The sequence below is a fragment of the Alteromonas sp. IB21 genome (genome assembly GCF_016405965.1).
Lineage (GTDB): Bacteria > Pseudomonadota > Gammaproteobacteria > Enterobacterales > Alteromonadaceae > Alteromonas.
Genome location: NZ_JAEFCD010000005.1, coordinates 134,359 through 146,578, shown reverse-complemented (window position 1 = coordinate 146,578; position 12,220 = coordinate 134,359). Strand labels below are relative to the sequence as shown.

The following is a 12,220-nucleotide window of genomic DNA, read 5'->3' as shown; positions in this document are numbered from 1 at the left end:
GCCTTTTATACTCACAATAAAGCAATAACTATTTGATACGACTAATGTTGTAAATTTTGTTAACTGGTAGGATTAGTTCTTGCGGTTATGGCAAAATGATGTAATGATTTTGTTAATCGTTATGGTTGGTCATGATGTCACGTATTAAGTCACATCGACTTGGGAGTATAAAAATATGAAAAACGGGCCTAGCGCTTTTAAGATATCACCGGTAGCAGCGGGAGTTCTCTCGCTGTTAGGTGCTGCTGCAGTACCAGCTCACGCTGCAAATTGGCAAGTAGGTGATGTAAGTATTTCTTTAGATTCAACATTTACATTAGCTACAAGCATTCGAACAGAGGCAAGAGATTACGACCTTATTGGTAACAGTAACCACCCTCAATTCGACTGGAGCGGTTATCACGCAGCTTTCAATCCTCTCTACCCAAGCGGCGATGTATGGGGGTTAGCTGATGGCGCGCATTCAACAAATGGTGACCTCGGTAACCTTGCTCACGATCCAGGTGATGCCTTTGCAACGCAAGTGTCAGGCACACACGAGCTAGATATTAACTTCGGTGACTACGGCTTCTTCGCCCGTGGCTTTTGGTTTTATGACTTCGAGCAGATGGATGGCGACCGTCCTTATTCAAATCCAATAACGGGCAATCAATACGACCTATGTCAGGACCCTGAGGCTGAAGACCTTCTGTGTACCGACGTTCGTTTATACGATGCATTCTTCTACGGTGACTGGTGGATTGGCGACAAGCCACTTACACTTCGCGTTGGTCGTCAGGTAATCAGTTGGGGTGAAAGTACGTTTATACAACATGGTATCAACACCACTAACCCTGTTGACGTTACACGTGCACGTGCACCAGGTGCTGAATTACGCGAAGTATTTCTACCTGTTGGTATGGTCTACGCGTCTCTAGGTCTTTCTGACACGTTAAGTGTCTCTGGCTACTATCAATACGAGTGGCAAGAAAGCTGGTTACCTGTTGCGGGCAGTTACTTTGCAACTAACGACTTCGCAGGCGAAGGGGGACAACGCAACAATATCCAGCTTGGCTTTAGTGGTAACCCAGACATAGACCTTGATCACCTTTTGTCTGCACTTAATGGCTTCGGTGATGCACTTCGCGCAGGCGCCGATCCAGCAGCGCTTTCTCAAGCATACTTGGCTTACCCGACCAAAGTGGCTATACGTGGTTTTAGCGATGAAGCGCGCAATGATGCCGACGATCAAGGTCAATATGGTCTTCGTTTGACGTGGTTTGCTGAAGATTTTAACGAAACAGAGTTCAGCTTTTACCACATCAATTACCACAGTCAACGTCCGCTTATTTCGGGCGTTACGTCTGACTTTACCCAAGCGGGTATAGGCGCAGACCTAGCATTTATGGCATCAAACGAAGTTACTCGCGATAACATTACTGAGCTTGCTGCATTCACAAAATCTGAGTTTTTCTTCCCTGAAGATATTAAGCTATACGGTATGAGCTTCAACACCAACATAGGTACTACGGCTCTCGCTGGTGAATTCGCTTATCGCGTAGATGAACCGCTTCAAATCGATGATGTTGAATTGCTTTACATGGGTATGCCCGAGCAGCTTGCCAATGCAGGTTTACGTCCAGATTTGGAAGGTATCTCTCAGCTAAACAACATTGGCAGAGCAGTGGGCCCAGGTGAGACTGCTGAAGGCTTTCTGTTCTCTGACACATGGCAAATGCAGTTTACGGCCTCTCATGTGTTCGGCCCTAAATTTGGTGCGGACAACTTTGTCTTCTTAGGCGAAGTAGGTTACGTAAACATCGTAGATATGCCTGATCCAGACATAATTCGCTTGAATGCGCCGGGTACTGCACGAACGCCTTCGGTTGAGCCGCTTAATGGTAATTCTCGTGAAGGGTTGTTAAACGCTCTTTCAGACGGTCCTGAAACTAACCCCTTTGCCACTGATGACGCGTGGGGTTATCGTTTACTGGCCGTCGCCGATTACAACTCAATCTATGCTGGTATGAACTTACGAGTTCGTGCAACGTTCTCTCACGATGTGGATGGTACAACGCCAGATCCACTTTTCCTTTTCACTGAAGATGTTAAATCTGCTGCTGTATCTTTCACGTTAGACTATTTAAGCAAATGGTCTGCGACTGCCTCATACAGCGCCTTCTGGGGTGGGATTGGTACAACCAACGCACTTTCAGACAGGGACTTCGTTTCATTTAACATCAAATATGCAATCTAAGAGTGGTATTTATGATTAGAAAATTAGGAATTGTCGCTGCTGCATTGTCACTTGCTCTATCAGGTACAAATGCACTAGCAAAAGTGTCTGAAGCAGAAGCAAATAAGCTTGGTAATGAACTAACACCACTGGGCGCTGAAAAAGCAGGTAATGCCGATGGCAGTATTCCCGCATGGACTGGCGGTATTACGTCTGTACCAGCCGGATACACAGTAGGTGACCACCACCAAGATCCTTACCCAGAAGACAAAGTGCTTTTTGAAATAACGGCACAAAATTATAAAGAGTATGCTGAGTACTTGTCTGAGGGTCAGAAGAAGCTATTTGAAACTTACCCAGACACATTCCGTATGCCGGTGTACCAAACTCGACGCTCTGCGTCTAACCCTCAATCCATTTACGATGCAACTAAAGTAAATGCTACCAGAGCAGAGTTGCTTGATGACGGTAATGGTATTAAAGGTGCTGTGCTAGGTATTCCGTTCCCTGTTCCACAGAATGGATTAGAGGCAATCTGGAACCACATTCTTCGTTATCGTGGCGAAGCGGTACAACGTAACGGTGGTCAGGCTGCAGTTACTACCGGCGGTGATTACAACGTCATTGGTTTTGATGAGCAGTTGCTAATCAAGTATGCCGAAGAGAGCGCGACGCCTGAGAAGCTAACCGAAGACAACATTTTGTTTATGTTTAAGCAAAAGGTAACTAAGCCTGCGCGTCTTGCTGGTACTGCACTGCTTGTACACGAAACCGTTGACCAAGTTAAAGAGCCGCGTAAAGCATGGACCTATAACACGGGTCAACGTCGTGTTCGTTTAGCTCCTAACATTGCATACGATACGCCAGGAACAGCGGCTGACGGCTTAAGAACTACCGATGATTTCGATATGTTCAACGGTTCTCCAAACCGCTATGACTGGAAACTGGTTGGCAAACAAGAAATGTTCGTTGCTTACAACAACTACGCACTTCATTCAGACAATGCCTCTTACGAAAGCATTCTGACGCCTAACCACGTTAATCCAGATCTCACACGCTGGGAGAAGCACCGTGTTTGGGTTGTCGAAGCAACGCTTAAAGAAGGTTTCCGTCATATTTATCAAAAACGCGTTTTCTTTATTGATGAAGACAGCTGGCAAATTCAAGTAGCTGATATGTATGATAATCGTGGCGAACTTTACCGTGTTGGTGTAGCTTATGGTGTGAACTACTATGAAGTTCCAACACAGTGGTCAACGCTTGATGCGTATTACGATTTGAACTCTCGTCGTTACTTGGCAATTGGCCTTGATAACGAAGAGGAGATGTACGACTTCACCGTACGACCTAAAGACGTGGAATTCACGCCTCAGGCGTTACGACGAGAAGGTATGCGCTAATCGCCTTACACAACAAACGGTTGGCAATTGCCAACCGTTTTTGTATACAGACAATTATAAATAGGGGGAATGGTTAATTATGAAAAGAACCATTGCAGCGTGCATTGCCGCCACTTTCGCAGTGAGTTATTCAACAACTGCACTTGCCGAAGAAGCATTCATGGCACCATTGGTCGAGCAATCTGTTCTTTTGGACATAAACGCTGATTCATTTGTCGTTATTGTCGGTGAACGGGGTCATGTATTAGTGTCAGAAGATGGCAAGGCATTTAATCAAAAAGTCGTGCCAACGCAATCAACGCTTACGGCTGCTACGGTTGTGGGCGAGAACATTTGGGCAGTGGGTCACGACGCTGTCATTCTTCATTCTGCAGATAGAGGCGCAACGTGGGAGATACAAAACTATCAACCCGATCTTCAGCGCCCGTTTTTAGATGTTTTGTTTTTTGATGAGTTGCATGGCATCGCGACTGGTGCTTATGGCTTGTTTTATCGTACGCAAGATGGCGGAAAGTCTTGGAATGCTGAAAGGCATGCTAGTCTTCTAGACCCCATGGACCAAGAGTATCTAGAAGATATTCGAAAGGAAGACGAGGCCTTTTACCAGCAGGAATTAGAATCAATTTTACCACATTTAAATCGAGTCACCCTTGATGGAAATACGTTATATATGGCGGGTGAGGCGGGCTTATTAGCAAAGAGCACTAACATGGGTGAGTCGTGGGAGCGCTATTATGTTGATTACACCGGTTCATTTTTTGACATTAAACCGTTAGATGAGACTACTGTGTTAGCGGTAGGCTTACGCGGGAATATTTTCGTCAATCGCAATCAAGGCGAGTGGGAATATGTCCAAACCTGCTCCAATAGTACGCTTAATTCCATTCTTATTGGATCTGAATCGACAGTTTATGCCCTAGGAAACAATGGCATGATGATAACCGCAGCGCGTCCTCTACCGACCAGTATGCGCGACCCATATGCTAACCCTTCCGATTGTGTCGCAGATGAAGGCATTGTTGCATCTCAAATCAAAGATAAAGCAGCGCTTCTAAACGCAACGCAATTTAACGGCGCAACAATTGCTGTTACCGCGAATGGCGTTAAAACGTTGAATTTAAAATAGGGCAGTATAATAACAATGACCCATTTTCTAGAAAAATTAGTGTTTGGTAACCGCAAGATAGTGGTGGCCTTATTTGCCATTGCGACGGTTTTTCTGGGTTACCAAGCCTCTCACATGCGTTTAGACGCAGGTTTCGAAAAAAACATACCGTTAAATCACGAATACATGAAAACGTATATTGAGCATCGCCAAGATTTTGGTGGTGCAAACAATATTTTAGTTTCTGTGTGTGACAAAAACGATAATATTTACAATCAAAACTTTTTTGATACGCTCAAGAATGTTCACGATCAGCTTTTCTTTATCAACGGTGTAAACCGTTCGCTGGTCATTTCTTTGTTCTCACCCTCCACTCGTTTTACAGAAATCGTTGAGGGCGGGTTCGCCGGCGGCCCGGTCATTCCGGCTGACTTCAATTCTTCAAATCCTGAAGCATTGGAGCTTGTTGCTGCTAACGTAGAAAAAGCCAATATTGTTGGCAGACAAGTCTCCAGCGATTACAGCTGTGCAATGGTAACGGCGCAACTACTTGATATTGACCCGCAGACGGGTGAACCACTAGACACGCTAGCACTAGCTGCAGAGCTTGAAGAGCAACTGCGCGGACAGTATGAAAATGATAACACTTCAATTCATATTATCGGCTTCGCTAAAATGATAGGTGACGTGGCAGACGGCGCAAAGGATGTATTATTGTTCTTCGCCATCGCTATCGCCATTACTGCCATCATGGTGTATTTCTTCTCGCGCAGCGTTATGCTGACCTTGCTACCATTGGTATGTTCAATAATTGCAGTGGTCTGGCAACTAGGCCTTCTTACTTCTATCGGTTTTGGTATGGATCCCATGTCAATTCTCGTGCCGTTCCTCGTATTTGCCATTGGTGTGAGTCACGGTGTGCAAATGATCAATGCGGTAGAAAAACAGGCGGTGACAGGGATTGGTGCAAAACGTGCGTCTATGGCGGCATTTAGAAGCTTGTTAGTGCCGGGTGGTATTGCCCTGCTTTCTGATACAGTAGGCTTTATGACGCTGCTCGTTATCGATATCGGTATCATCCGAGAACTTGCTATCACCGCAAGTATGGGTGTGGCGGTGATTATCCTTACCAATTTATTACTACTTCCTGTGCTAATGAGCTTCTTAAAGCTTGACCAGAAGTATGTGGAAAAATTTGCTGGTAAGGAAAATGCAAACTCTCGATTTTGGGAACTTATTGCGGCCTGTTCACGCAAAAAACCTGCTGCCATTATTCTTGTTGTAACAGCTGTCTTGTTTGTTTTCGGTCATTTCCAGGCCCAAAATATGAAAATAGGTGATCTCCATGCCGGCGCACCTGCGCTTCATGAAACGTCGCGCTATAACCAAGACACGTTCCTTATCACAGATAAATACGAAGTCACCGTCGACTACATTTCCATACTGGTAGAGACCACTCCGGAAGCGTGTACGTCACATAGCGTGATGAAAGCCATGGATGATTTCCAGTGGAAGATGGAGAACGTGCAGGGCGTACAGTCAGCCGTATCTCTTGCCTCTGTTGCGAAAATTGTTAACGCTGGCTACAACGAAGGGAACGTTAAATGGCAAGTACTTCCCCGCAACCAACAAACGTTGGTACAAGCTATTTCTCGCGTACCTACCTCATCGGGTCTGTTGAACGGTGACTGCTCAGTGATGCCCATTATTTTGTTTATGGAAGATCACAAAGCAGAAACCATCTCTCGCGTGGTGGATGCAGTTAAAGCATATCGCGATGAATATCAAACCGATGATATGAAATTTAGTCTGGCGTCTGGTCCTGTAGGCGTAATGGCAGCCACGAATGAAGCAGTAAGCGCAGCGCAAGACCCAATGATGCTTTACGTATTTGGAGCGGTAATTGCGCTGTGCCTTATCAGCTTCCGCTCTATTCGCGCTACGCTGGTTGTCGTTATTCCACTCTACGTGGTTTCGGTCTTGGCTCAAGCACTAATGACGTACCTGCAAATAGGTCTCACCGTATCTACGTTACCGGTAATCGCACTTGGCGTGGGTATTGGCGTTGACTATGGTATTTATATTCTCTCTACCAAGAGCCTTATGCTGAAAAAAGGCGCGACCGTTCAAGAGGCCTATTTTGCAGCCCTGAAAGAACGCGGAAGCGCAGTGTTGTTTACTGGCATAACGCTAGCAATTGGCGTGAGCACGTGGGTGTTCTCTTCGCTCAAGTTCCAAATGGACATGGGTATATTGCTAACATTTATGTTCGTTGTGAACATGCTTGGTGCAATTATTGTACTGCCAGCGCTAGCAAGATTCTTGTGGTGGAATAAAAACGACCCTGGCGCCTAAAATATTTTTGCATAGCTAAGCATAAAAAAGGGCCTTTTGGCCCTTTTTTTTGGGTGTTTTCTGCATAGTTATCTATGCTGTTAATATAAGGTTAAAAATGGGCTTTCATTAGCGTCATTTATTAGAGAAAATAGTTTGGTACTCGGCACTTATACCAGTTTGAACTGGTATTACGACATTCAAAAAAGGTTAACAAATGACAGTCACCTCACAGCGACACTCAGTACTGCTAGACAACGTATTTGCACTTATCGACAAGAAAGTAGATACCAAGCAGAAGTCTCTTGTGCAGCAATTCGGACGCCTGTTGTATAAAAATATTTCTAGCGATGATTTAGAAAACCGAAACGACAGCGACCTCTATGGTGCAACACTCAGCTTATGGAATGGGTTAGCGAAATTTGACAACAACGCGCCATATATACGTGTATTCAATCCGGAAATAGCAAAGCACGGCTGGCACTCAAGCCATACTATCGTCGAGATTATCGTGTCTGACATGCCGTTTTTGGTCGACTCAGTACGCATGCTGCTAAACAGGTTGAATATTACTGCGCACTTGTTCCTTCACAGCCCAATTGGTATCAAACGAGACGGCACGAATAAAGTACAGGCATTTGTTGAGCCTGGTAAATCGATTGAAGGTGCAAAAAAAGAAACCGTTATTTTTATAGAGATTGATACGCAAACATCGAAAAAGGATATCGATGCGTTAACCAAAGAGCTTCATTCAGTCGTCGATGAGGTGTCATTAGCGGTAAAAGACTGGCAGGGAATGACTAACACTTTGCAGGACGTTATTAAAAATAACGCCACGTTTAATTGGCCAGTATCGCCAGAAGCGAAAAAGCAAACGAAAGCATATTTAGAGTGGTTAGGCGATCATAACTTCACCATGATGGGGTATCGTTATTATGACGTCAAAGCTATTGAAGGCGACCACAGATGGATACCTCAAAACGACACGAGCCTTGGCTTATTAAAGAATTCAATCAACGATCGTGAACGCTTGTTATCTCGCTTACCAGCATCTGCAAGGGCTGAAGCGTTAAGCAGTAACCCGCTAATTTTGACAAAGACGAATTCACGTGCCCGGGTGCATCGTCCTGCTTATATGGATTATGTTGGGGTAAAAGTGTTCAATGAAGACGGCCAGGTTGTGGGTGAACACCGTTTTCTAGGCTTGTATTCCGCTTCTTTCTATAACAATAGTGTGACGCAGTTACCTATACTCCGTGAGAAGATTAAACGCATCTGTGAACTATCGGGTTTTGAACCCGGCACACACGCGTACAAAGCGTTCGCAAACATTATTGAAACCTATCCTCGTGATGAGTTACTTCAGACCCCTGCTGAAGAGTTAGCACAAATCGTCATGGGTATCTTCCAGATGCAAGAGAGAGGTATCTCTCGCTTATTCATTCGTAAAGATATCTTCGGGCGCTTTTTCTCATGCATGGTATTTGTTCCAAGAGAGCGCTATAACACGCAGTTAAGAAAAGAGACCCAAGCGCTTTTAAAGGCATCACTAGGCGCAACGGAAGAAGTAGAATTTACGACATTTTTTTCAGAGTCTGTGTATGCACGCACGCACTACATTGCCAGAGTCAACGATAACAACGCGGAATTCGATGTGAAGGAAATAGAGCAAAATATAATTGAGTTGACCAAAACGTGGAACGACAGATTGGCATCAGCAATTTCTGCAGCTCATGGTGAAGCGTCAGGCAAAGCGCTAGAGCGTAAATACAATAACGCGTTTTCTCGAAGCTATATGGAGCACAACTTGCCGTCAGCAGCGCTTGTCGATATCGGCAAATTAGAAATGCTAGACGACAATCATACCCTTGACATGCTCTTCTATCGTCCTCAAGAAGAGGACGCTGACAGCCAGGTTGTCAAGCTTAAGCTTTTTCATCGTGCTGAGCCTATTCACTTATCTGATGTTCTGCCCATGTTGGAGAACTTTGGGTTACGCGTAATCGATGAAAGTCCTTATAAAATAACGTGTTCAGAGGGTGAGCGTAACTGGGTAATGGACTTCACCATGCTTCACAAAAGCGGTCAGCATTTCGATATGGAGAAGGCTCAAACGTTGTTCCAAGACGCCTTTGCTAAGGTGTGGACTAAGACATTAGAAGATGACGCTTTTAACCGCCTGATCCTTGGCGCGAACATGACAGGCAGAAAGGTCACGATATTGCGTGCTTATGCAAAATACATGCGTCAGACAGGCAGTTCGTTCAGCCGAGATTATATTGCCAACACGCTATCGAACTATCCAAATATCGCCCGTTTACTTGTTGATTTCTTTGACCTTCGCTTCAACCCTAAGAAAAAGCGTAACGTGAAGAAGGAAGAAGCGCTGCTAGAAGATATCAAAGCGCAGTTGGATAATGTTAGTAACTTGGATGATGACCGTATTATTCGTCGTTATTTAGACATGATGTCAGCAACGTTACGTACTAATTTCTACCAGCCTGACGACGCTGGAAACGAAAAGTCTTACGTTTCGTTTAAAATGCTGCCAGAACTTATCCCTGAGATGCCGCTACCCTTGCCGAAGTTCGAAATATTTGTTTACAGCCCGCGTGTAGAAGGTGTGCATTTAAGAGGCGGTAAAGTTGCCCGTGGTGGTTTGCGTTGGTCAGACCGCCAAGAAGATTTTAGAACAGAAGTGTTAGGGTTGGTTAAGGCGCAGCAAGTTAAAAATACCGTAATTGTTCCGGTCGGCGCAAAAGGTGGTTTTGTTTGCAAGAACTTGCCCGTAGGTGAAGGCCGCGCGGCGATTCAGGCAGAAGGTCAAGCCTGTTACCGTATTTTCATTACTAGCTTACTTGATATTACCGATAACATCGTTAACGGCGAGATTGTACCGCCTAACGATGTGGTTCGTCTCGACGATGATGATCCATACTTGGTTGTCGCGGCGGATAAAGGCACCGCGACGTTCTCTGACATTGCTAATGGCATTGCCGAAGAGTTTGGTTTCTGGCTAGGGGATGCATTTGCATCTGGCGGAAGCATTGGTTACGACCATAAAAAGATGGGCATAACTGCCCGTGGGGGATGGGAATCAGTGAAGCGTCACTTCCGCGAAATCGGTATTGACTGTCAAACCACAGATTTTACATGTGTAGGTGTAGGTGACATGGCAGGCGACGTATTCGGTAACGGTATGTTGCTTTCCGAGCACACGCGACTAATCGCGGCATTTAACCATTTGCATATTTTCTTTGACCCAAGCCCCGATGCAGCGGCGAGCTATAAGGAACGTCAGCGTCTGTTTGAAAACCCAAGCCTTAGCTGGGAAGACTATGACAGTAAGCTAATTTCAAAAGGCGGTGGTGTATTTAGCCGTGCGTCAAAGTCAATTAAGCTTACGCCTGAAATGAAAAAATGGTTGGGTACACGCCAGCTAACTATGACGCCTAACGAACTTATTCACAATATATTGAAAATGCCCGTCGACCTTCTGTGGAACGGCGGAATCGGTACCTACATTAAGAGCAAAAAAGAATCTCACTCTGATGTTGGCGACCGTGCTAACGATGACTTGCGAGTTAATGGTCGTGACGTTCAAGCTAAGATTGTGGGTGAGGGCGGTAACTTAGGTTTAACGCAATTAGGTCGTATTGAGTATGCGTCCAATGGTGGCCGGGTCAACACTGACTTTATCGATAACGTGGGTGGTGTAGACTGTTCGGATAATGAAGTAAATATCAAAATATTACTTAACAGCCTGGTGAATGACGGTGAGTTAACGCTCAAACAACGTAATAAATTGCTTTACGACATGACCGACGATGTAAGTCGCATTGTACTCGAGGATTGCTATCGTCAAACACAATCAATCTCTATTACAGAGCTTGCGGGCGTTAAACAACTTAAAGAGCAGTTGCGCTTTATTCACGGTCTTGAACGGGAAGGCCAGTTAAATCGTGAATTGGAATTTATCCCAAGCGATGATGAGATTTCAGACCGCGTGGCTTCAGATCAAGGGTTGACCCGTCCTGAGCTGAGCGTACTTATCGCCTACGGAAAAATGGTGTTGAAAGACGCGCTTAACATTCCTGAAATTACTGATAACCCTTATCACGGTAAGTTACTAGTAGAAGCGTTCCCATCAATACTTCGCGAAAGATTTGCTACGCACATGCAGCAACACCCGCTTCGAAGCGAGATTATAGCTACTAAGCTAACCAACAACATGGTTAATGATATGGGGCTTAACTTTGTTTTCAGAATGCAGGAAGAAACAGGCGCAAGTGTGAGCGAAATAGCAGACGCGTATGCGATTGTGCACGGTATTTTCAATATGAAAACGCTGTGGTCACGTATTGAAGAGCTTGATAACATTATTCCCGCTAAGCTGCAGCTTAAGATGTTAGATGAAGCGCGCAGGATCATGCGCCGTGCTGCACGTTGGTATATACGTCATGGTAACAAAGCGCAGAGCATTGAAGACGCCATTGCGAGCTATCGCGGCACATTTGATACCTTGTCGAAAAACTTACAGCATTATCTTGTTGAAAGTGAATATGCGCAGCTAGAAGCAGCTACTCAAAAATACATTGATAAAGGTGTTCCACAAGACATCGCTTATCAGGTAGCGAGCTTCTCAAACATGTTCTCAAGCTTCGATCTGGCGCAAATAGTAGAAGCAGACAAGCACGATACCGATGTGGTAGCTAAGCTTTACTATCAATTGGGTTCTCGTTTAGAGCTGCATTGGTTCTTAGACCAAATTAACAATCAGGCGGTAAGCAACCATTGGCAAGCACTTGCACGTGCATCTTACCGAGAAGAACTAGATTGGCAGCAGCGTTCAATTGCCGCGAACCTGCTGGCATCGCGCGAAGATCTAAGTGATGCTGATCAAATACTGGATCAATGGATTGAAAGTAATCAGGTACTGTTGAAGCGTTGGTATCATATGATGTCAGAGTTTAAGACCAGTACAACCCACGAATTTGCGAAATTTTCTGTCGCTTTACGTGAATTGATGCTTTTAAGCGTGAAGTCTAACCATTAGAATACACGCACCTTAATAATTTAAGCCCTGTTTATCAGGGCTTTTTATTGGTCGAGTGATCATTGTTGTGTAATTTTACATCAGTGCGAGGACTAACTCCTGAGCACTAT

General features: G+C 44.9%; 5 protein-coding genes. All 5 read left to right on the top strand.

Translation table 11 applies throughout. The features are described from left to right. Positions 1 to 175: 175 nt before the first annotated feature. Positions 176 to 2,236, top strand: coding sequence for a DUF1302 domain-containing protein (locus JC525_RS05580; RefSeq protein ID WP_198814921.1), 2,061 nt, complete (start codon positions 176 to 178; stop codon positions 2,234 to 2,236). A gap of 11 nt (positions 2,237 to 2,247) precedes the next feature. Next, a complete protein-coding gene (locus JC525_RS05575) occupies positions 2,248 to 3,615 on the top strand; it encodes a DUF1329 domain-containing protein (protein ID WP_198814920.1) in 1,368 nt (455 codons plus the stop codon). Between the two features lie 79 nt (positions 3,616 to 3,694). Beyond that, on the top strand, positions 3,695 to 4,741 hold the full coding sequence (locus JC525_RS05570) for a WD40/YVTN/BNR-like repeat-containing protein (protein WP_198814919.1): 1,047 nt from the start codon (positions 3,695 to 3,697) through the stop codon (positions 4,739 to 4,741). A gap of 15 nt (positions 4,742 to 4,756) precedes the next feature. Beyond that, positions 4,757 to 7,075: an efflux RND transporter permease subunit gene (locus JC525_RS05565; RefSeq protein ID WP_198814918.1), complete on the top strand. Its 2,319-nt coding sequence runs from the start codon at positions 4,757 to 4,759 to the stop codon at positions 7,073 to 7,075. A 196-nt stretch (positions 7,076 to 7,271) separates the two neighbouring features. Next, positions 7,272 to 12,110, top strand: a complete 4,839-nt coding sequence (locus tag JC525_RS05560; RefSeq protein WP_198814917.1) for an NAD-glutamate dehydrogenase — start codon at positions 7,272 to 7,274, stop codon at positions 12,108 to 12,110. Positions 12,111 to 12,220 lie beyond the last annotated feature (110 nt).

Bases quoted from the DNA above. Each gene is read 5' to 3' on its own strand.
- JC525_RS05570 (WP_198814919.1), top strand. From the start codon at position 3,695: ATGAAAAGAACCATTGCAGCGTGCATTGCCGCCACTTTCGCAGTGAGT.
- JC525_RS05580 (WP_198814921.1), top strand. From the start codon at position 176: ATGAAAAACGGGCCTAGCGCTTTTAAGATATCACCGGTAGCAGCGGGA.
- JC525_RS05560 (WP_198814917.1), top strand. From the start codon at position 7,272: ATGACAGTCACCTCACAGCGACACTCAGTACTGCTAGACAACGTATTT.
- JC525_RS05565 (WP_198814918.1), top strand. From the start codon at position 4,757: ATGACCCATTTTCTAGAAAAATTAGTGTTTGGTAACCGCAAGATAGTG.
- JC525_RS05575 (WP_198814920.1), top strand. From the start codon at position 2,248: ATGATTAGAAAATTAGGAATTGTCGCTGCTGCATTGTCACTTGCTCTA.